Annotated in this window: 15 protein-coding genes; 6 read left to right on the plus strand and 9 right to left on the minus strand. The window is 67.8% G+C overall.

What is annotated here, in order from left to right:
• Nucleotides 1–999 (minus strand): IS5/IS1182 family transposase (locus A39O_RS41160; RefSeq protein ID WP_020506951.1); only part of this gene is annotated, 999 nt, incomplete at its 3' end.
• A gap of 270 nt (nucleotides 1,000–1,269) precedes the next feature.
• Here A39O_RS41160 and argE point away from each other — a divergent pair.
• Entirely contained in the window at nucleotides 1,270–2,424 is a 1,155-nt protein-coding gene (gene argE / locus A39O_RS0122635) for an acetylornithine deacetylase (protein ID WP_026199662.1), read from the plus strand.
• Between the two features lie 40 nt (nucleotides 2,425–2,464).
• On the opposite strand, the gene A39O_RS0122640 is transcribed toward argE, so the two are convergent.
• From A39O_RS0122640 to tagH, 7 genes are read right to left on the minus strand one after another with little or no spacing between them, the layout of a single operon-like run.
• A complete protein-coding gene (locus A39O_RS0122640) occupies nucleotides 2,465–3,217 on the minus strand; it encodes a PP2C family protein-serine/threonine phosphatase (protein ID WP_040528519.1) in 753 nt (250 codons plus the stop codon).
• Between the two features lies 1 nt (nucleotide 3,218).
• Nucleotides 3,219–3,965: a type VI secretion system-associated protein TagF gene (gene tagF, locus A39O_RS0122645; protein ID WP_020506954.1), complete on the minus strand. Its 747-nt coding sequence runs from the start codon at nucleotides 3,963–3,965 to the stop codon at nucleotides 3,219–3,221.
• On the minus strand, nucleotides 3,962–7,540 hold the full coding sequence (tssM, locus tag A39O_RS0122650) for a type VI secretion system membrane subunit TssM (protein WP_020506955.1): 3,579 nt from the start codon (nucleotides 7,538–7,540) through the stop codon (nucleotides 3,962–3,964). Before tssM ends, tagF begins: the two co-directional genes overlap by 4 nt.
• Nucleotides 7,537–8,958 (minus strand): type IVB secretion system protein IcmH/DotU, encoded by a 1,422-nt coding sequence (gene icmH / locus A39O_RS0122655; RefSeq protein ID WP_020506956.1) that lies wholly within the window; start codon nucleotides 8,956–8,958, stop codon nucleotides 7,537–7,539. Before icmH ends, tssM begins: the two co-directional genes overlap by 4 nt.
• Before the next feature lie 3 nt (nucleotides 8,959–8,961).
• On the minus strand, nucleotides 8,962–10,296 hold the full coding sequence (gene tssK, locus A39O_RS0122660; protein ID WP_020506957.1) for a type VI secretion system baseplate subunit TssK: 1,335 nt from the start codon (nucleotides 10,294–10,296) through the stop codon (nucleotides 8,962–8,964).
• A 10-nt stretch (nucleotides 10,297–10,306) separates the two neighbouring features.
• Entirely contained in the window at nucleotides 10,307–10,828 is a 522-nt protein-coding gene (gene tssJ, locus A39O_RS0122665) for a type VI secretion system lipoprotein TssJ (protein ID WP_020506958.1), read from the minus strand.
• Between the two features lie 53 nt (nucleotides 10,829–10,881).
• Complete coding sequence (tagH, locus tag A39O_RS0122670) at nucleotides 10,882–12,603, minus strand: type VI secretion system-associated FHA domain protein TagH (RefSeq protein WP_020506959.1); 1,722 nt, start codon at nucleotides 12,601–12,603, stop codon at nucleotides 10,882–10,884.
• 134 nt (nucleotides 12,604–12,737) lie between these two features.
• Between tagH and A39O_RS34690 the strand changes: the two genes are divergently transcribed.
• Nucleotides 12,738–14,390 (plus strand): serine/threonine-protein kinase, encoded by a 1,653-nt coding sequence (locus tag A39O_RS34690; RefSeq protein WP_051088872.1) that lies wholly within the window; start codon nucleotides 12,738–12,740, stop codon nucleotides 14,388–14,390.
• 327 nt (nucleotides 14,391–14,717) lie between these two features.
• On the opposite strand, the gene A39O_RS0122680 is transcribed toward A39O_RS34690, so the two are convergent.
• Entirely contained in the window at nucleotides 14,718–15,140 is a 423-nt protein-coding gene (locus A39O_RS0122680) for a tellurite resistance TerB family protein (protein WP_020506960.1), read from the minus strand.
• Between the two features lie 38 nt (nucleotides 15,141–15,178).
• On the opposite strand from A39O_RS0122680, the gene A39O_RS0122685 reads away from it, so the two are divergent.
• The 4 genes from A39O_RS0122685 to aceF all read left to right on the plus strand — a co-directional run bounded on the left by A39O_RS0122685 (nucleotide 15,179) and on the right by aceF (nucleotide 21,294).
• Nucleotides 15,179–15,865, plus strand: a complete 687-nt coding sequence (locus A39O_RS0122685) for a hypothetical protein (protein WP_020506961.1) — start codon at nucleotides 15,179–15,181, stop codon at nucleotides 15,863–15,865.
• An 89-nt stretch (nucleotides 15,866–15,954) separates the two neighbouring features.
• Nucleotides 15,955–16,533: a peptidylprolyl isomerase gene (locus A39O_RS0122690; RefSeq protein WP_020506962.1), complete on the plus strand. Its 579-nt coding sequence runs from the start codon at nucleotides 15,955–15,957 to the stop codon at nucleotides 16,531–16,533.
• A 419-nt stretch (nucleotides 16,534–16,952) separates the two neighbouring features.
• Nucleotides 16,953–19,607, plus strand: coding sequence for a pyruvate dehydrogenase (acetyl-transferring), homodimeric type (aceE, locus tag A39O_RS0122700; RefSeq protein WP_020506964.1), 2,655 nt, complete (start codon nucleotides 16,953–16,955; stop codon nucleotides 19,605–19,607).
• 34 nt (nucleotides 19,608–19,641) lie between these two features.
• On the plus strand, nucleotides 19,642–21,294 hold the full coding sequence (aceF, locus tag A39O_RS0122705; RefSeq protein WP_020506965.1) for a dihydrolipoyllysine-residue acetyltransferase: 1,653 nt from the start codon (nucleotides 19,642–19,644) through the stop codon (nucleotides 21,292–21,294).
• Nucleotides 21,295–21,577 lie beyond the last annotated feature (283 nt).

A 21,577-nucleotide genomic window follows, 5' to 3' on the forward strand; every position in this document is an offset into this window, starting at 1 on the left:
ATGCACGGTCGTGAGCAGGTGGGCGTCGGGAACACTCGCCACCGTGGTCTCGACGTTCACGATCACATGCGCAGTCCCCGGGTCGCAGGTCTCCGTGAAGTGAACTTTGTAGCCAACCCAGTCCACGCTGCGCTTGGTGCTGTAGCGCGCCTGCGGGTCGTAAGGCGACTCGACCCGCTCGGCTAGAGCGGATAATTCGTGCCCCGGGCGCCACGCGAGCGCGCCGTCGCGCAGGCAGTATTGCTGCTCCCACACCTGCCGCAGTGTCTGTATCGCCGGGAGGTTGTTGAGCCAGGCCTGCGCGGGCGCCGCGTCGATGGCGTCCAACAGCACGTGCCCATCGCTCCCGATCTCGGCCGCCAGACCGTCGCGCGCCTCCTTGCCCGGGGGCAAGCGGTAGTTTTCGATGCGGTGGCCATAACGCTCGTACCAGGCGGACGGGGCGATCGTGCACAGCCAGTCGGGTACTACGCTTGCTACGGCATTCAACGCGGCACGCAGCGTTTCGCCGACCCGTTCCAGTCGGTTGAGGGTGCGTACCGCGGCCAGGATATGGGTCGAATCGGTGCGTTGACGACCGCGCGCCTTGAGCAACCCCATCTCCTGCAACTGCACCAGCAAGGTGTCGAGCAGACGCTGTTCGGCCTGTCCGGTCGTCAGGCGCGCACGAAATTCGCTCAACACGGTATGGTCAAATCCCGGATCGGTCAGCTCGAGCCCGAGCAGGTATTTCCAATCCAGCCGTCCCCGCACCGCGTCTGCTGCTGCGCGATCGGACAGGTTCTCAACGAACTGGAGCACGGTTACCCAGGCCAGGCGTCCCGGCGCCTCGGCCGGTTGCCCGCGTCGCGGGAACAGATCGGCAAACCGATCGTCGGTGTAAAGTGGACCCACGGCATCGGCGATCGTCAAGCAGAACACGCCACGCGGAAAAGCCGCGCAGGCAACCCTGCGGGTTTCTTCGGGAATCTCGAACGCTGGGGCGGATTGGAGTGACATCGGAGCCTCCTGGGGCAACGGGCAGTCAATCCTTTTGACACCGCGGAGCGTTAACAGGTTGCCGCCGAGTATGCGACTCGCAGGAGCCAGGAGAATTCGCCACCAGTGTCCGTTCCTCACCGCATCCTGCTCTTGGGCCGCTACGAGTTTGACTTATCCTTGGCCCATCACTAGCCTCAGGAGCTATCGACTCGGAAATCGACACCAAGATCCTAGGGGTCACCCGCCTTTCGCACTTCCCGTCGGGTACTCACACACTACGGAGCAGCCATGTCCAGCCAGGCCCCCGCCCTACTCCCGATGCTGCAAGGCTTGATCGGCACCCTGTCGGTCAGCAGTCTCGCGCCGGCCTTCGACCACAGTAACCGACCGCTGATCGATCTGTTGGCCGGCTGGCTCGATGCGGCCGGGTTCCGGGTCGAGATCCTGCCGATCCCCGGCCATCCGGGCAAGACCAATCTGCTCGCGACCCTGGGCGCCGGACCCGGCGGGCTGGTCCTGGCCGGACACACGGATACGGTTCCCTATGACGAGCCCTATTGGTCGTACGACCCACTGGCGCTGACCGAGGCGGACGGCCGCTACTATGGCCTCGGCACCGCGGACATGAAATCCTTTCTGGCACTGGCGATCGAGGCGGCGCGCGGGCTGACGGCGCGGGATCTGACCCGACCCCTGATGATCCTCGCCACCGCGGATGAAGAGTCGTCGATGACCGGCGCGCGCGCCCTGGTCGATACGGGCCGCCCGCTGGGACGCTATGCGGTGATCGGTGAGCCCACGGGTTTACGGCCGGTGCGCACACACAAAGGGGTGATGGGCGAGGCGGTGCGGCTGATCGGGCGCAGCGGCCACGCCAGTGACCCGCGCCTGGGCAACAATGCGATGGAGGGGATGCATGAGGCCCTGACCGCCATCCTCGCCTGGCGCGATGAGCTGCAGCGCACCCATCATCACCCGGCGTTCGCGGTCCCCTATCCGACCATCAATCCGGGTTATATCCACGGCGGCGACAACCCCAATCGCATCTGCGGCGAGTGCGAACTGCACCTGGACCTGCGGGTCCTACCGGGGCTCGACCCCACGGATCTGCGCGACGAACTCACCCGCCGGGTGTCGGCCGTGGCCGAACGGCGCGGGCTTGCCTGGGTGGTGGAGCCGCTGTTCCCGCCCATCCCGCCGGTCGAGACACCGGCGGGCGCGGCCATCGTGCGGGCCGGCGAGGCGCTGACCGGGTACGCCGCCGAGGCGGTCGGGTTCGGCACCGAGGCACCGTTTTTCGACCAGTTGGGGATGCAGACCCTGATCCTGGGTCCCGGCGATATCGCCCAGGCCCATCAACCGGACGAGTACCTGGAGATCGCGCGTATCCCGCCGACCATCGAACTGCTGCGCGGGTTCATTCGACGGTTTTGTATGGAATGAGGCCATCCTGGCCTGACACTGTCAGGGCTGGAAGCCCTGACTACGCACGCCGCTCAAACTGAACGACGACGGCCGTGACGTTGTCGCGTCCACCGGCCTCGCAGGCACGCTGCACCAAGGTCTGGGCGATAGGCCCGAGGTCGGCACCGCTATGAGTCAAGCCAAGCAGCACGGCAATTTCCGGATCACTCAGTTCCTTGTCCAGCCCGTCGCTGCACAGCAGGTAGCGGTCGCCGTCACGCAGGGGTTCGATGCGGGTGTCGATCTCAACCTGAACGTCCGCGCCGATGGCGCGGGCCAGGACATTGGAATAGGGATGGCCTTCGGCCTGTTCCGGGGTCAGCAGCCCCTGGTCGACCAGGGCCTGGACCTGGGTGTGGTCACGGGTGAGCCGGGCGATGACGCCGTCACGCAACCGGTAGACGCGGCTGTCCCCCACCCACAGGATGCCGCAGTGATCGCCGACCGCGATCAGGGTGACGATGGTGCTGCCGATGACGTCGCTGCCGGCGGCGGCGGACTCATCGAACAGCGCCCGGTTGACGGCCGTCAGGGCCGCGCGCACAGCGTCTCCTGCCGCCCCGAGCAGGCGTGGGTGCGGCAGGGCCGCGAGCGCCTCGACCAGCAGCCGACTCGCCCGATCGCCGTCGCGGTGCCCGCCCATCCCGTCGGCGACCGCCCAGAGCCCCAGGTCGGGGCGGTCCAGGAAGGCGTCCTGATTGACGGAGCGGCGCATCCCCTGATCGGTCGCACCACCCGAGATCCAGCGGAAGCCGGGGCAGGGATCGTCCACGTCACGCCTCCGGGCCCGCGGTGCGCGGCGCCTCCCCGAGCAGCCGCCAATCGCCCCCGGACCAATCGCCATTGAGAAGCGCGGCAAAGCCATCGGGCGGCGGCAACCCCTGACAGGCCAGCAGCGAGGGTGCGACCAGGTCGGACCCCTGGCTCCACCACAGGCTGTAGGCGAGGAACACCTGATTCATGGCCTGGTCCAGCAGGGTCAGGCAGGCCCCGTCGACCGGTCCGTCGGCCGTGCTCAGGTGCCAGGCATTGGGTCGTCCACGACCTGGCTCGGGAGGGCCGATCCTGCCATCCGCGCCGATGGGGTCACCCAGCGCCAGGACCTTGGCGTCGAAGTCATCCAACGAGAAGGGGTCATCGAGGACGGACAGGGCCAGCGCCTCCGCCCGCTCGAACCAGCCGGTGACCTGCAACAGCCGGCAGGGGTTGGTCCCGGTCGGCAGCGAACCAGCGAGGGTGAGTGGGAAGTAACGCCCCACCCGATCCACGCTCGGCATCAGGACCCCGGCCCAGGCCCCCTGCCCCGCCACGCCGGGACTAAGGACAAAGCGCCACAGTGGACTGGTGAGATAGTGCTCCAGCCACGCCTCGCCGAGACGGGTACGGCTGGCCGCCAGCGAGGCTTGCAGCCATTGGTCCCAGGGCTCGATCAGCGCGGTGGACAAGCGCCGGCCGACGAAGTCACCCAGGTGCGGGAGCTTGCCGTAGAACCCGGTCCCGACCGGGTTTCCCGTGCTCATAGCCGCTCCGGGCAGACGAAGCCGCGCAATTCGTCGAGTTGGAAGGGATTGCGCACACTCATCGCACGTAACTCGAAGGCTGCCGACAGCCCGCCCAGGGCAAAGGTCAGGCGGAACAGTTCCGGCTGTCCGGTGGGCTGCAGCCGGGCCCGGTCGAGCACCCGAAACCAGGCCCAGGGACCCTCTTCGGTCTGACCCGGCGTCTTTCCGTCGACCCCGGTGAACACCAACCGCACCTGGCCGAGCCCTTCAGGAGCAGGCCACTTGAGCACCTGCGCCTTGATTGGCCCATGGCGGTAATCAAGGAGTTGACCGCCCAGATCGAGCGTGACCTGGGTCGCCCGCGGGTCGAGACTGGTCGGGGTCAGTGCAAACTCCACCCCAGGGACCTTGGCCCCCGCCGCGAAGAAAGCGTCGCGGATGGTCGCGGCCCGCTGGAACGCGGTCAGGACCGACGCGGGGATACCCAAGTCGGCGTTCACCCAGCGCCACTGGCGGCGCGAGGTGTCCGCCAGAGGGGCCAGGTTGGTCTTGAAGAAGGTCTCCAGCAGTCTGCCGGGGCCGAACAGTTGCCCGAAGTCGGCCAGAGTGGTGTCCCTGGCGCTGCCCTTATCGAACGGATAGCGGCCTTGGATCGCCTCGCGACAGAATGGCAGGATCTCGGATGTCCAAAGATTGTTCAGGTGTGACCGCGCGCCCCCGGCCACCAGACCGGCGCTATCCTCCGCCAGCGCACCGAGCAATGCGGCGAGGACCGGCGGTTGGGCGGCGGCCGCCTGTTTGGCCGCCTGGATCTCGGACCCGGTGCCGACCGCCAGGGTGCCGCGCCCGGTGGTGGCGGCAGCAGCCACCGAACGCAGGTGCGCCCCGAGTTGACCGACACTCTCCAGGGACTTATCCAGCGGTGCGGGCCGATCGCCCTTACCCTGGACCAGATCGTGCAGCCAGGCGAAACGGCGCGTCACATAGGCTTCCGGCGCCTCGCCCGGCTGCTCTTCAGTGGTGGGGGTATCGAAATAGCGGCCGACCTGGTTGCGCAGGTTAGTGACCATGCTCGTGGCGCCGGCGGCCCTGGCCGCGATCTTGGCCGCCTTGTCGCCGGCCGCCTCCGATTCCGTCGGACGATCGAGTTCAGTCTCGCGGGCGGCCGCGACCAGCAGCCGACGCAACGGCGAGTCGTCCGGGGAGGCGAGCGCATCGGCCACCTCGGCCGCGTGCGGCAAATCCCGCGCCGGGACCACTGCGAGGTCTTCGAGCAGGCTGTTCCACTGCGCCACATAGTCGCGTAAGTAGGCCGTGCGGACGGCTTCGATCAGCGCCTTGGCCTCGGGGCTGCCGGGGGTGAGCCGCGCGGTCGGGCCCAGGACCCAGCTCTCCTCGGCCTCATCCGCGATCAGGCGGGCGGTCACCGCGTCGAACCCCTGATGGTAGCCCGCGTAGGTGTAGAGCGCGGGAATGCCCTGGTTGATCGGCTTGCCGCTGCGCCGCTGGAACACCAGCTTGGCCAGATCGCCGCCGGCGGTGGCGATGGTGAAGTCGGGCAGCCCCGCGCCCGGACCCGCTTGCTTCAACTGCGCATAGACCCGGGTGGCCGGCGGGGCACTGCTCAGGATCTCGCGCGCCTGCCCGATCAGATCCGCATCCAGCGCCAAGGGTAACGGACTCGGCCGGGTCTCCAGCAAGGCGGCCAGATGGCCGGCCAGGGCCTCGCGCTGCTCGGTCGTGGTCTCCCGCGGCAGACTGCGCGCCCAGTCACGCTCGATCCGGATTTGCAACTGGTCGGGGTCGTAGTGCTCCGCATCGCCCAGCATCAAATAGGAACGCAAGGCCTCGTAGAGAGTCGCCGGGTCGGCCGCGCCCTGGCGGATTTGCTCCTCCAGCCGCAGGATCACCGCGGGCAGCAAGACGCGCATCAGAACCCGTCGATAGGTCCGCTGCGCCTGGGAACCCAGCTTGCCCCCCTGATAGAGGCCGAATCCCATGGTCAGCGGTGTGCCGGCGTCGCGCTCGGCATAACCGCCGGAAATGCGGCGGGCGGCGTCGAGCAGCGGCAGGACGGCGAGCACATCGCGCCCGCCGGGCTCCAGCGCATCGATCTGCGTCTGGATCGCGGCGACTTGGGTGGCGACCTCGGCGATATAGGCGCGGTTGCGCGCGTAGCTCAGACTCCAGAGCGCGCCGGCCGTCACGGCGAGCAGCACGGCCCCCGCATAAGCGCCCCAGCGCAGCCAGCGCCGCCGCTGTTCCTGGCGCGGGTCGAGCCCGGCGAGCGGGGCCTCCGGAAACACCACATCGGTGAGCAGACGGTTGACGAAAAACGTCTTGGCAGTGCCGCTGAAGGGCGCCGGCCCCTGCCGCCCGAGGCCGAAGTTGGCGGCAATGGCCGCGAGCACCCGGTCGATCGGGGTGCCGGTCTGGGTGCCGCTGGTGAAATAGACCCCGCGGACCAGGGGCCGCACCTCATAGCGGGTGGACTCCAGCGCGTCGGTGAGAAACTGTTCGATCGTCTCGCCCAGCGCGGCGAACTGGCGCGGGAAGTTGAACACCAGACCGCGCCGCCGGGGGTCGCGCTCCTCCTGCATCCGCCCGAGCAGATGCTGATCGAGCCGCTGTGACAGCACCTGGTGCTCGGCGTGGAAACCGCTCAGTGTGCCCGGGGCCGTGGGGGCGGGGTCGAAGGGGAAGGTCATGCCCCACACTTGTTCGCGCCCCTCTTTGCCGAGATCCGCGAAATACTCCATAAAGCCGGCCACCAAATCGGCCTTCATGAACAGGACATAGAGCGGGACGCGAATGCGGAAGGCGGTGTAAATCTCCTGCACGCGCTGGCGGATCGCCTGGGCATGGGCGGCCCGCTCGGTCGGGGAGAGTTGCAGCAGATCGGATAAGCTGACCGCCACCAGCACCCCGTTGATGGGGCGCCGCGGGCGATGGCGCTTGAGCAGCGCCAGAAAGCCGGTCCAGGCGGCGTTGTCGACCTGGGCATAACTGTCCTGCGTGGTGTAGCGCCCCGCCGTGTCCAACAGCACGGCCTGATCCGAGAACCACCAATCGCAGTTGCGGGTGCCGCCCACACCGCGGACCGGGTCCTGCCCCAGCCGCTCGGCGAGCGGGAAGCGCAGCCCCGAATTGATCAGGGCGGTGGTCTTGCCGCAGCCGGGCGGGCCGATGATCAGATACCAGGGCAGTTGATAGACCCAGTGCCCGCCAAGCCCTTTGCGGCCCGCGGAGCCCTTGAGCAGCGACAGCGCCTCATCGAAGCGCTGCTTCAGCGTCGCCAGCTCCTCCGCGGAGGCCGCCTGCGTCGGGTCGGGCGCGGCGGCGGGACCGGCCGCGAGTTGCTCCATCAGGCGGCGGTTGCGCATCCTGGCCGCGACCGCCGCGCCGATCTGCCACAGCGCCCACAGGGCGAACAGACTGCCGATGACCCACCAGCGTGCCGCCTCCGGTTCGAGCGGTACGCGCCCGGCGAAGCCGAACAGGGGGCCGATGAACCACACCAGGGCCGCCAGCGCGGCGGTGCCCAACAGGGCCAGGAACCACCGTGCCGTGAGAAATCCAAACACTGCCTTCATGGTGCGAGTCCCTCGGCGCGGGGTCCGGACGGCGCCCCCGCGGCGGGCGATCTGGCCGCGCTCGGCCGCTGCAGCGTGATCTCGACGCGGCGGTTGCGCGCATCGCGGGGGTTTTCCGGTACCACCGGCTCGGCGTCGGCGCGGCCCTCGCCGGTGAAGCGTCCCGGGTCTTTGGTGAGCTGCCCGAGCCGTTTGGTCACCTCGTCCGCGCGCGCTTGCGACAGATGCCAGTTGGACGGATAGCGCAGCGACTTGATGGGGGCGCTGTCGCTGTGGCCGGTCACCAGCACCGGACCGGGCAGTTGCGCCAGGGCCGCGGCGATGCGCTCGATCAACGGTACGACCGTCGGGGTGAGGGTGGCCTGCGCCGAGGCAAAGAGCCCGTCACCGCGGATCGTCAGGGTCTGGCCTTGCGGTCCCTCGACGACGGCGATTCGCTCTGCGCCGATATCGTCGGCGAGCAGGGTACGCAGGGTGGTCCGGGGGACCTCGGGCGTTGGCGCGACCGGCGGCGGCAGGGCGCGGCGCGGCCGGTCCGCCGGATCGGGAATCCCCCGATCGAGGGTCGCCAACGACAAATAGACCGGGTCCGAGTCGCGACTGAGCGCGAACGTGAAGGCGGTGAAGAGTCCGAGCAGCAAGAGGCCGGCGACGGCGGAGAGCACCCACAGCGGAACCTGCTGGATCAGCGGGTCGCGCTGGGGCGTCACCCCCCGCCAGTGCGGAGAGAGTTCCCGCTCCGGTTCGCCGCGCTGGGCGCGGATGGTCTGGTACAGGTTGGTGCGGACCCGTTCGAGTTGATCGCGGCCCCCGTCACGCACCCGGTAGCGGCCTTCGAAGCCCTGGGCCAGACACAGATACATCAGTTCCAGAAGATGCAGGTTACCTGCCGGGTAGGTCAGCAGGCGGTCGAGCGCATCGAAGAACTTCTCGCCGCCCCAGGTCTCATTGTGGAAGCTGACCAGGAGCCCCTGCTTGCTCCAGATGCTCTGACTGCCCCACGGCGTGTCCAGCACCGCTTCGTCCAGCAGGGCGCACACGACATAACGGGCCGGCAGCACCGCTGTGTCCGCCAGGCCGCGGGCCCGGGCGCAGTTCTCGAAGTCCCGCACCTGACCCACCAGACGCTCGCGCAGCCCCGCCGGGTCACGGTGCGTTGCGCTGCCCCGCAGCTCGCTGGCGACGCTGAGCAGGTCACCGGCACAGGCGACCAGCGGATTGTCGGTGGCGATCGGCAGCGGCCGCGAACCCGCCCCAGGATCAGCCGCACCCGCCGGGCGCGGCGGCGCCGGACTGAACGCCGGGGGCGCCATGGGCGGCAGCGGTGCGCCGGCGGCCGACCGCCGGCCGCCCGGGGTCGGCCGGATGACGGTCGGACCCGCGTCATTGGGATCGAAGAAAGGATCGTCGACGGTCACAGGCTACTCCCGAATCGCCCATAAGGTGAGCTGCAAGCCCGGAAACTCGCCGCCGATGTGCAGTCCGAGCCCCCCGCCGACGGCCAGCGGTTTCCAGAACTCGCTGTTACGGTCGAGTTCGAAGTAGTCGCAGCCGGCGTGATAGGGAATCTCCAGGGGAGCCGTGGGCAGGGGCCGCAAAGCAATCCCCGGCAGGGCCAGTTTGACGAACTCCTGAATGCGCTCGATGGGTCCGACCTTGGCCTGCGCCGGGAAGCGGTTGCGCAGCACTTGCGAGTCCAGATCGGCCTGCGCGGCCAGCACGAAACGCGCCCCCGTGAGCAGGGACCGATCGGCCACCAGCGCCACCCGGAAACCGAACTTGCGTTCCTCGATCGGAATCGCCACGGCCCGCTCGACCAATTCGCGGCTGAGGTAGTCCCGCAGGCGCTCCATCAGCGGGGTAAAGGTCGCATCCAGATCGTCGTGCCGGTACGGCGCGAAATCCGGCGGGCGCTTGGATTCCGCGGCATAGGTGGCGAGTTCACCGGCGAGCCCGAGCAGAAAGCGGTAGCAGGACTCCGGATGCAATCCCTGGATGCGTGAGAGGTGGACCGTCACCGGTTCGCTGCGGTTGATCAACTGGAGCATCAGGAAGTCGGCCCAGTCCGCGACCCCGCCGCGCCCGCCGCCGCGCACCCGCCCCGCGCGCGCCTCGGCCTGGCGGTGCAGGAGCCCGGTCACCTCCTCCAGGAAACCGGCCAGGCGACTGGACGCCCGCACGTCCAGGCTGGGCGGGATGTACGCCTCATCGAGGACCACCAACCGGTCGGCGCGGCATTCCAGCACCCGCGCGACACCGCAGCAGGCAAAACCGTCGCGGGCGTCGCGCTCGCGCAGCAGACGCAGATCGAGGCGCCCGACCTCCAGCAGCGCCTCGGTGGCCGCGCCCAGACTGTTGTCACGCACCGTCAACTCACCGGCGCGGTAGCGCAGCATGGTCTCCTGGACCGCCGGGCCGCCGCTCTCCGGTGCGCCGGGGCGGCGCAGCGGCAGCGCCAGGTAGATGATCTGGCCGGCCGCGGCATCGTCGAGGAGCAGCGGCGCCGGCAGCGGATCGCACTGCGGAGCATCGACGGGGGTGCCGTCCGGCAGCCGGCCGACACACGCGGTGACGGCCAGCCGGCCCTGCGCGAGCAGATCCCGGTCGATGGTCAGCCGTGACAGGCCCCAGGGATAGGGGCAGCCGAGTCCGGATTGGGACTCCACCAGATGTTCCAGATAGCGGTCGTGTTGCTGGAAGTGGTGGGGCTGCAGAAACAGCCCCTCGGACCACAACACACGGTTGTCCCAGGCCATGGTCTCTCCCTCAGCGCAGTTGGGCGGAAACGGCCGCTGCCCGCACCTCGACCTGGACCGTATTGGTCTGGTCGGGCGTCAGCGCGACGAGCGCGCGCCATCCGGCGCGGTCGATATCACGAAAGGCCGCGACCACCCCAAGATAGCGGGCAGCAGGGTTCAACGGGTGCACGACCAGCCGCCGCTGACCCGGCACCAGTGTGACCTCTTCGCGCGCGATCAGGTCGCCGCCCAGCGTCGCGGGCTCGCGGTCGTAGAGGCTGAAGAAGTCCGCGCCTGCAAAGGCGCCCTCGCCCTTCAATTCGTAGAGCCGCACCACGATCGGCAGCGCCCGCCCGCTCGGGTCACGATTGGCATCGGGGGCGGCAATGACCTCGACCCGCAGTTCCGGCACCGGCTTCTCCGGCTCCTTCTTCGGGTCCTCGGGCTTGGGTTTGCTCCCGCAGGCCGTCAGTAAACTGATCGCTACTATCACTGCCGACAGACCCAGGAACTGTCGGCGCCGTGCCGGTCCGAATGGGGTTGCACTCATCGTTGCTCTCCTGAAGCCGGATTAAGTGGTTTGCTGTTCGGCGCACGCTGAAGTCAAAACGACGGGCCGGACCGGCCGGACCGGCCGGGCCCACGGCCCGCCGCCGGTCCGGCGGCCTTGGCGCGCGCCTGCGCCAGCCGCTGGATCTGATCCTCGTAGGCATGGGTAAAGGCGTCCCCGAACAACTGCATGAAGTCGTCCGCCGCGTCGGTCGCCACCTGCGCGAAGGTCTCGGTGAAGAGATCCCAGAAGCGCGCCTTGCGCGCCATGGGCAGGAGCTTGTCGAGTCCGGAGGCGGCACCCAGTCGCTGTTCCAGCTCGCCAGGCTCGAAACGCGCGAGCAGTGCGCGTAAGGCGGCCCGCAAGCCGGCGATCATCGCCATCTCGTGGGCCTGAATGTCTTCGAAGGCGGCGCGTGCGGCCTCGCCGGCCGGGAGATAGCCGGGGCCGGACCGGAAGAAGAGCCGCTCCAGCGCTTCGTCCACCCCGACGGAGAACTTATAGGGGTTGTTCTCGACGGCCCGGATGGTGGTTACCGCGCACCGCAGCTCGCTCTTGAACTGGGCGCGCACCTGCATGGTCGCGGTCAGGCCCGCGGTGAGGTCACGCATCAATTGCCCGGCCTCGCGCAGAAACAGGTCGGGATCACGGACCTGGGTCGGATCGCCGGTGCCCAGGCCGGCCAGAAAGGCCGCGAGCCCGCTGCCGTCAGCGCTCGGTAACGCGGCGGGCGCGGCGGCCGGTCCGGGGGCGGTCAGCGGGGTTGACTCGCCGACCGCGGCCGGCGGGGCCGCGGGGGCGACGCCGAGGCTGGCGGACCCTGCGTCCGGCGCATCGAACGCTGAACTCAGCGGGTCGTCTGATGGGGGCGTCGCAACGACGGGCGCCGCCAACGGGGGCGCCTCGAACACGGGTTCAGGGGCTGCCGCTGCCGGGGCGAACGGCTCCGTCCAGACCGGCTCAGCAAACGCGGCAGGCGCGGCAGCCGGCACCGCGGCGACAGAAGGACTGGCGGCTGCCGGACCCAAAGCATCCGCCATCAGGTCATATTCATCCGGGAATAAGGGTTCCGCGGGCCGCTGCGCCTGGCTTGAACTGGGTTGGCTTGACGCGGGTTGGGTCTCGGGCGCACGCAGGTAAACATGCTCGAAGGGGGTCGGTGCCGGCGTGAGCAGCGCCGCGTCCGCCCGCTCGGCGGGTCCGCCGAGGAAGGGGTCGAACGCCACGGCATCGGCGAATGGATCCTCGGCCTGAGCCCGCCCTGCCGCGGCGGCCGAGAGGGCGGGCGGACGCGGAGTTCCCGGCATCGGTACCCCGTTCCGACCGCCGGGGCCAAGGATATCCATGATGTCCGCGCTCGCGCTCAGTTCAGCGCCCGGCATCGGCACCTCGGCGCCGCCGAATCCGCACGGGTCGATCGCGTGGGATGCCGATTGCTCCGCGGGCGCGCCGCAGGCACCGGTCTCGACGCACAGCTCATAGCCGCCCACATGCAGGATATCGCCGACCTGGATCTGCACCTGCTGACCGACCGGCAGCCGCTCGGCGGCCTGATTGAGAAAGGTTCCGTTCGTACTCAGATCGGTGACCCACAGGGTGCCGTCGCGCAGTTCGACGCGCGCGTGATGCCCGGAGATGACACGCTCCGGATCGCTCAGCGGTAGATCGTTGTCCGGGCTGCGCCCGATCGTGCAACCCGGTGCGGACACGCACCAACTGACGGGCCGCTCGGGCGCCACGCCGCCGTAGCGCGCGACGGTTATCGTATACTCCATGCCGCACTGACTCGTTGCCGTTGGGTGGAGTTTCAGTATAGCTGACTTCTGCTCATGGTCTAAGCGTCGCCGGCCGCGTCCGGCAATCCAGAATCCGCGCGAAAAAAGTACCTCAAGGTCCGCGAAGGGGACAAATGAACGACGAAGCGACCAAGGTGATCGGGGCAGACAGCGCCTACGGCATCCCCCCCGGCACCCTGCTGGCCAATACCTATCGGGTCGAGCGCTTGCTCGGCGGCGGCGGGATGGGCGAGGTCTATCTGACGCGCGACGAGCGGGTCGGCGTCCAGCACGCGGTGAAGGTGATCCGCCCCTCGATGGCGGCCAACCGCCAGGTCATGGATCTGTTCTATCGCGAAGCCAAGGTTCTGCGCGGCGTCCGTCATGACGCCGTGGTGAGCTACGACGGCTTCGTGCGCGATGCGCAAGGACGGGACTACCTGGTCATGGAGTATGTGGACGGACCCTCGCTGGGGGACCGGCTGCGCGGCGGACCCCTGCCGGTGGACGAGGTGCTGACGCTGCGCGACCGGCTCGCCGCCGGGCTCGCCGAGGCGCACCGCCGGGGTGCCGTGCACCGGGATCTCTCGCCCGACAACGTGATTCTGCCGGGCAATCAGGTAGCCGCCGCCAAGCTGATCGATTTCGGACTCAGCAAGCTCACCGACCCGACCCAGGAGACCATCATCGGGTCATCCTTCGCCGGCAAGTACCGCTTCGCCTCGCCCGAACAATTCGGGCTCTGCGGCGGAGCGGTCGACGGGCGCTCCGACATCTACAGCCTGGGTCTGATCCTCGCCGCCGCCGCGCTCGGCCGCCCGCTGGCGATGGGTGAGTCCTTCGCGGACGCCCTGGCGACCCGTCAACGTGTCCCGGACCTCACCGGGATACCGGAGACCCTGCAGCCCTGGTTGGCGGCCATGCTCGACCCCGATCCGGCACGCCGTCCGGCGGACCTGGATGCCTTGTTGACTCAATGGCCCGCGGCGACCCGGGTCGGCCCGCTGACCCGCTCCGCCACCGCGGGTGACAAGACAGCGGAACCCGTTCGAACCCGCGTGCACGACCCGGCGCCCGCTTCAGCGCCGGCCGCGCGCCGCTCCCCGCGGGTGTGGCTCATCAGCGGCGGCGCGCTCGCGCTGGTCGCGGCGGCCGCCGGCCTCTATGTGGCGCTGCAACCACTGGAACCCGGCTTGCACTCGGGAACGGCGACAGGTCCGAATCACACGACCGCAACCAGGCCGACACCGCCCCTCCCGGCCGTTGCCGATCCCGACGCGCCCGCGACACCGGCCGGCAGCCTGGAGCAGCTCATCGCGGCCCACCGCGACGACGCGGCGCTCAGCACCGCCCGGAGCCTGATCGCGGCCCGTTCGGCGGCCCCCGCGGCCAGTGCCCAGCCGCTTCCGACCGGCGCCTTCCTGGCGCTGGCCGATCAGTTGCGGACCGCCGGTCGGCCGCACGACGCGTTCATCCTGGCGGAGGCCCTGATCGGCACCGGTGAAACGCTGCCGATCGACACCCTCTGGCCGCTGGCCCAGGATCTGCGCGCCGCCGGCCGCCTCGACCCCTGGTTCTTCCTGGTGCGCAACCTGGCGAATCGCAGCTATGGCCCGGCCAGCTTCGCCATGGGTGAAATGTACGATCCCCGGCACTGGTCGGCCGGCACCTCGCCACTTGCGAAACCTCGCGCGGACAAGGCCCGGGAATGGTACGAACAGGCGCTGCGTCAGGGGGTCCGCGAGGCCGGCGAGCGGCTGGACGCACTCAAAACGAACGGTTCGTAGGGGCGGGTTTCAAACCCACCCCTAGCAGCCTGTCGGACTTAGCCCCTACGATAAGGGCATGAGCCAACAAAAATGCTTTTTGTTGCTCCACAATCTAACGTAAAGTGATTTCCGCGAAAAATCCTACCCGTAGGAGCCCGCTTGCGGGCGACGGGTGGGGGCACAATGACGCGATTCCGGCAGGTCACGTCGCCCGCAAGCGGGCTCCTACGGAGCTTGATTCTTGATAGCGTCTTATTCGGAAATCGCCTAAAGTCCGACAGGCTGCTAGGCCAAGGCCATGTCCGGGCATCACATGCGAAGGCGATACCTCGCGACGCGCGCCGATCAGGACCCGGCCCCCAACTGATCCAGGTCCAGACCCCAGCGGTCCAGCATCTGGCGGTAGACCGTCAGTTCGGCGTCCGCGAAATAGCCGTCCGAGCGGGCGACCAACAGCAGCGCGCTGGCCAGAAAGCGTCGTTGGTCCGGATCGGTGACGCCGGCCAGCACGCCGTCCACCCAGTCCCGGTCCGCCAGACCCACGTAGCGGGACGTTCCGGCGTGGGCGATGAGGTCGTCGCAGTAGGCGTCGAACACCTGGGCGAACAGATCCCGATCCGCGCCCAGTGTCTCCAGTATCCCCAGGCGCTCCAGGATGTCGATCTCGCCCTCGGCGACATCGCCGTCGCAGACGATGAACAGTGCGATGAGCCGCAGGCTGGCCTGCGGGCTGTTTTCCGGATAAGGGGTCAGTTCGGGCTGGGTCATGAGGACTCCGTCGACGATCAAACAACGCAAGGCGCGGCATGATCGCACAGGCGGCCCCCGCGGACGATCAGAACCATTGCCAGGGTCCGCCCCGAACGCGGAGAATCAGCGGTTACGGCGCACGCGCCGCCATCACGGACCCCGCCGCCATGTTCTTCCCGATCCCCGAACCCGTCCGCCGTCAGGCCAAGACGCCGCATGAGCTGGCCATGGTCAATCTGGTGCTGTTCAATCTGCTGATGCTGATCGCCTTGCTGGGCGGGAGTTTCGTGGAGTCGGATTCGTCCCTGGCGCCGTACAAGGTTCTGGGGGTGGCGGTGCCGCTGGGTATCTCGCTCGCCATCGCGGGCTACACCTGGGTGCGCGCCCGGCGTGCCGCGCGGGACGGCCCCTGGTTTCTGGCCGCTCACTGGCGGTTGGCCGGCGCGCGCTACCAAGTGCTGATGATCGCCTATCTGGTCGGTACCGGCCTGATCGGACTGGGCTGGCTGTTGGCTCAGGCCCAAAAATCACCCGGCATGCAGGACCTGATGTTCATCGCGCTGCAACGGGTGGCGATTGCACCCATGTTGATAACGCTGATGGTGCTCGTCATGTTGGAGTCCGGCGCCATCTATCAGGCCCAGCGCGGCGAAGTGCCGAACCGTCTCGCCGAGCGCTGCCCGCCGCCCGCGGACCTCGCGGGAGCGGACACGGAGTTTGCATCGGCGCCGCCTGCGGCCTGATCATGCGCCGCCCGGCCGCAACCGGGCGAACCCGTTAGGCGAATCGCCTTAGAATCCGATTCACAATCACCACTCATCGCGGAACCCTCATGAATCTGACACCCAATCTGCTTGTCGCCGCTGTCCTGTCCGTCGGCGCCCCGACCGCCATGGCCGCCAACCCGAAAGTCGCCCTGGATGTGACCATCGGCGGCGAGCCCGCCGGCACCATCACCATCGAGCTGTTCGCGGACGTGGTGCCGAAAACCGCGGAGAACTTCCGCGCCCTGTGCACCGGCGAGAAGGGCATGGGCAAGAGCGGCAAACCGCTGACCTATGCGGGCAGCACCTTCCACCGCATCATTCCGGGCTTCATGATCCAGGGCGGCGACTTCACCCGCGGCAACGGCACCGGCGGCGAGTCCATCTACGGTGAGAAGTTCGAAGACGAAAACTTCAAGCTCAAGCACTTCGGCCCCGGCACCCTGTCCATGGCCAACGCCGGCCCGAACACCAACGGGTCGCAGTTCTTCATCACCGTGGCCGACACCTCCTGGCTGGACGGCAAGCATGTCGTCTTCGGCAAGGTGGTCGACGGCATGGATGTGCTGAAGAAGATGGAAGCCCAGGGCAGCCGTGCCGGAACCACGCAGTCCGAGGTCAAGCTGGCCGCCTGCAAGCAGGTCTAAGGAAGGGTTCACTAACAAGTGAAGCAGTTCCATTAGGGACTGCTTCTCGCGTTGTCGTTGTCGTAATCGTTGTCGTAATCGGAGAAGCGATTCAATGTGGGCATGAGCGGCCCGCTGTCGATCGGGCGCTACTTCGCCGCCGTCTCCACGGCCGCCAAGCGTCTGAAAGGCTGCGCTTCGATCGCCACGCCCGAGACCAACGCATCGTTGTGCTGCTTGCGACGCTCGGACAGCGCAACGACGCGGTGCGCGAGAACCCTCGCCGGTATCACAAATCCGATCACGACAACGACAACGACAACGACGGAAAGGCACCCCTACATTGAGCCGGTGCATTCTAACCATTGCACCTCACTGCCCGCTGATATACTCCCAGTGTCCCGCGCCCCTTTCGTTGCGACCACTTTCCGGGAATCCCTATGAACAACCCCTCCGATATTGACCCCCAAGAAACCCAGGAGTGGCTCGATGCACTCGAGGCCGTGCTTGACCAGGAAGGCGCCGAGCGTGCCCACTTCCTGCTGGAGCGGCTCATCGACAAGGCCCGGCGCTCCGGAGCCGACCTGCCCTATAGCGCCAACACCGCGTATCTCAACACGATTCCGGTAGCCCAGCAGCAGCCGTTCCCCGGCGATCGGGCGATGGAGCGGCGCATCCGCTCCTTCGTGCGCTGGAACGCCATGGCGATGGTGGTTCAGGCCAACCGGCTGTCCACCGAACTGGGAGGCCACATCGCCTCCTTCGCGTCCGGCGCCACGCTCTTCGATGTCGGCTACAACCACTTTTTCCATGCCCGCACCCCCGAGCACGGCGGCGATCTGGTCTTCGTTCAAGGTCATTCGGCTCCCGGCATCTATGCCCGGGCCTATCTGGAGGGCCGGATCAGCGAGGACCAACTCCACAACTTCCGCCAGGAAGTGGACGGCGGCGGACTGTCCTCCTACCCCCACCCCTGGCTGATGCCAGATTTCTGGCAGTTCCCCACGGTATCGATGGGGCTCGGTCCCATCATGGCGATCTACCAGGCGCGCTTCATGCGCTATCTGCATGACCGCGGGATCGTGGACACCAGCAAGCGCAAGGTCTGGGCCTTCCTCGGCGACGGCGAGATGGACGAGCCCGAGTCGCTGGGGGCGATCGCGCTGGCCGCCCGCGAGGGGCTGGACAACCTGGTGTTCGTGGTCAACTGCAACCTGCAGCGCCTGGATGGTCCGGTGCGCGGCAACGGCAAGATCATCCAGGAACTGGAGCGCGACTTCCGCGGCACCGGCTGGAACGTCATCAAGGTCATCTGGGGCAGCTACTGGGACAAACTGATCGCCCGCGACAAGGACGGCCTGCTCCTGAAACGCATGGAGGAGTGTGTCGACGGCGACTACCAGACCTACAAGGCCAGGGACGGCAAGTATGTGCGCGAGCACTTTTTCGGCGCCTATCCGGAACTGCGTGAGATGGTGGCCAACATGACCGACGAGGACATCTGGCGCCTGAACCGCGGCGGCCACGATCCGGCGAAGGTCTACGCCGCCTATGCCGCCGCCATGCAGAGCAACGGCAAGCCCACGGTGATCCTGGCCAAGACGGTCAAGGGTTATGGCATGGGCGTGGCCGGCGAGGGGATGAACATCACCCACTCGCAGAAGAAGATGGGTGAGGATTCGCTGAAAGCCTTCCGCGACCGCTTCAATATCCCGATCTCCGAGGATCAGATCGCTGCCGCCCCCTTCTACAAGCCGGCACCGGACAGTGCCGAGCAAAGCTACCTGCTCGAAGTGCGCGAGCGTCTCGGCGGCTTCCTGCCCGCCCGTTACGACGATGCGGCAGCACTCGAGGTCCCGCGGCTGGAGGTCTTCAAAGCGCTGCTGGAAGGCACCGGCGAGAAGGAAATGTCCACCACCATGGCCCTGGTGCGCATCCTGAATCTGCTGGTGCGCGACCCGCAGATCGGGCGCTTCGTGGTCCCGATCGTGCCGGATGAGGCGCGTACCTTCGGGATGGAGGGCATGTTCCGCCAGCTCGGCATCTACTCCTCACTGGGGCAACTCTATGAGCCGGTGGACGCGGATCAGGTGATGTCCTATCGCGAGGACAAGAAGGGCCAGATCCTCGAAGAGGGCATCAACGAGGCCGGTGCCATGTCGTCCTGGATCGCGGCGGCCACGGCCTACGCCAATCATGGCCAGGCGATGATTCCCTTCTATATTTATTACTCGATGTTCGGCTTCCAGCGCATCGGGGATCTGGCCTGGGCGGCCGGCGACATGCAGGCGCGCGGCTTCCTGATCGGCGCCACCGCCGGGCGGACCACGCTGGCCGGTGAAGGGCTCCAGCACCAGGACGGTCACAGCCACCTGATGGCGGCGACTATTCCCAACTGCGTGTCCTACGACCCGACTTACGCTTACGAGTTGGCGGTGATCGTTCAGGACGGCCTGCGCCGGATGTTCCAGAACCAGGAGCGGTGCTTCTACTACATCACCGCGATGAACGAGAATTATCCCCAGCCGGCCATGCCGGAGGGCGCCGCGGCGGGAATACTCAAGGGAATGTACCGCATCCACGCGGGTGAGGCGCGTGCCCATCGAGTGCAGTTGCTGGGCGCCGGCACCATCCTGCGCGAGGTGGAGGCCGCCGCCGAGTTGCTGGCTCAGGATTTCGACGTGGGTGCCGATGTCTGGAGCGTCACCAGTTTCAACGAACTGCGGCGCGAAGGCATCGACGCGGAACGCTGGAACATGCTCCACCCGGATCAGGAGCGGCGGGTCACCTTTGTGGAATCGCAACTGGCCGCGACCAGCGGCCCGATCATCGCCGCCACGGATTACATGCGCGCCTACGCCGACCAGATCCGCCCCTACTGCCCGCGCCGCTATGCCGTGCTCGGGACCGACGGTTACGGACGCAGCGACCTGCGCAGTCAGTTGCGCAAGTTCTTCGAGGTGAATCGCTATTACGTGGCCGTGGCCGCACTCAAGGCCCTGGCGGACGAGGGCGAGATCCCCGCGGCCACGGTCGCGCAGGCAATCGCGAAATACCGTATCGACCCGGACAAGCCCAACCCGGCGACGGTCTGAAGCGCCCGGCAACACAGGTCTTGGAGAACATTGCGTGGCAACTGTCGAAACTATCCTGCTGCCCGACGTCGGGGACTTCGCGGACGTCGAGATCATCGAGATCCTGGTCGCACCCGGCGACCGGATCATCGCCGAACAACCCATGCTCTCACTGGAGAGCGACAAGGCGACCATGGAGGTTCCCGCGCCGCGCGCCGGCGTGGTCAAAGAATTGCTGGTCAAGCTCGGGGACAAAGTCAGCTCTGGCCGCCCGCTGTTGACGCTGGAGACGGAGGGCGAGTCGACGGCTCCGGCCGCCCCGGCCGCAAAACCAGCCCCGGCCGCAGCGGCTCCGGTCACCGCGGCAGCGGCAGCACCCGCCACCGCCCCGGCGCGTGCCGGTGCTGCTGAAACGCTCTCGGTCGTGCTGCCGGACATCGGCGACTATACCGATGTCCCGGTGATCGAAGTCCTGGTGAAACCCGGTGATCAGATCGCGGTGGATCAATCCCTAGTGACCCTGGAAACCGACAAGGCGACCATGGAGGTGCCCTCCCCCTACGCGGGTCTGGTGGAGAGTGTCGCGGTCAAGGTCGGGGACAAGCTGACGCAGGGCGATCTGATTCTGACCTTGCGCGGCGAGGCCGCCGCAACGCCAAACGTGGAGACACCGGCATCGCAACCGACCCCGGCGGCGCCCGCCGCCCGTGCCCCCGGAGAGCCCGAACCCCGCCCGGCGCCGGTGCCCGCGCGCCCGGAAGACCTGGCCCTGACCGGGGCAAAGCCCCATGCCAGCCCTGGAATACGGCGCTTCGCCCGCGAGCTTGGCGTCGATCTGCGCCTGGTCACCGGCTCCGGACCCAAGGCCCGGATCTTGCGCGAGGATGTGCAGGGCTATGTCAAGGGTGCCCTGGCCGTCGGTGCGTCGCCCCTGGCGGCAGCGGCCGCACCCGCCGCCGGCGCCCTGCCCTTCGGCCTGACGGCCGCCGCCGAGGTGGACTTCGCCAAATTCGGTCCGGTCGAGGTTCAGGAACTCCAGCGCATCAAGAAACTCAGCGGCCGGCACCTGCACCGCTGCTGGCTCTCCATCCCCCATGTCACGCAATTCGAGGACGCGGACATCACCGACCTGGAGGACTTCCGCAAGGCGCAGAAGGATGCCGCCGAGCAGGCCGGGGTCCGGCTCAGCATCCTGCCGCTGCTGCTCAAGGTCGCGGCCGTGGCGCTCAATCAGATGCCCAAGGTCAAGTCATCGCTGAGCACGGACGGCGAATCACTGATCCTCAAGCAATACACCCACATCGGCGTCGCCGTGGACACCCCCGGCGGACTGGTGGTCCCGGTGGTTCGCGACGTTGACAAGAAAGGGATCTTCGATCTGGCGCGGGAACTCGGCGACCTGGGTAAGAAAGCGCGTGACGGCAAACTGCTGCCCACCGACATGCAGGGCGGCTGTTTCACCATCTCGAGCCTGGGGGGCATCGGCGGCACCCACTTCACCCCCATCGTCAACGCCCCGGAGGTCGCTATCCTCGGAGTATCGCGGGCGGACCTGAAGCCGGTGTGGAACGGCAGCGAGTTCAGGCCCCGGCTGATGCTGCCGCTGTCGCTCTCCTATGACCACCGGGTCATCGACGGGGCCGAAGGCGCGCGTTTCACCACCCTGCTCTGCCACCTTCTGGCGGACATCCGGCGGCTGTTGCTCTGAGCGCCTCAACCGGCGGCGGACCGAGCGTCGCCCGGGTGCGTTCCAAAGTGATGTCGTCACAGACGCGCGTCGGATGGGCAGAGCGAGAGCGATGCCCATCCGGCCACCGCGATGGTGGATGCGGCGCGCACGACCGATGGGCGGGGTCCCCAACACTGAGCGGCGCGCCTTATCCACCCTACAACTGGAACACACCCGAAGATGACCAGGCATGGGCGCAACTGCTGAGCGATCCAATCGTCCATAGTAGCATTCCGTTGCTGAAATGGACTGAAGCGGAGGC

It is taken from the genome of Lamprocystis purpurea DSM 4197 (genome assembly GCF_000379525.1).
Classification (GTDB): domain Bacteria; phylum Pseudomonadota; class Gammaproteobacteria; order Chromatiales; family Chromatiaceae; genus Thiodictyon; species Thiodictyon purpureum.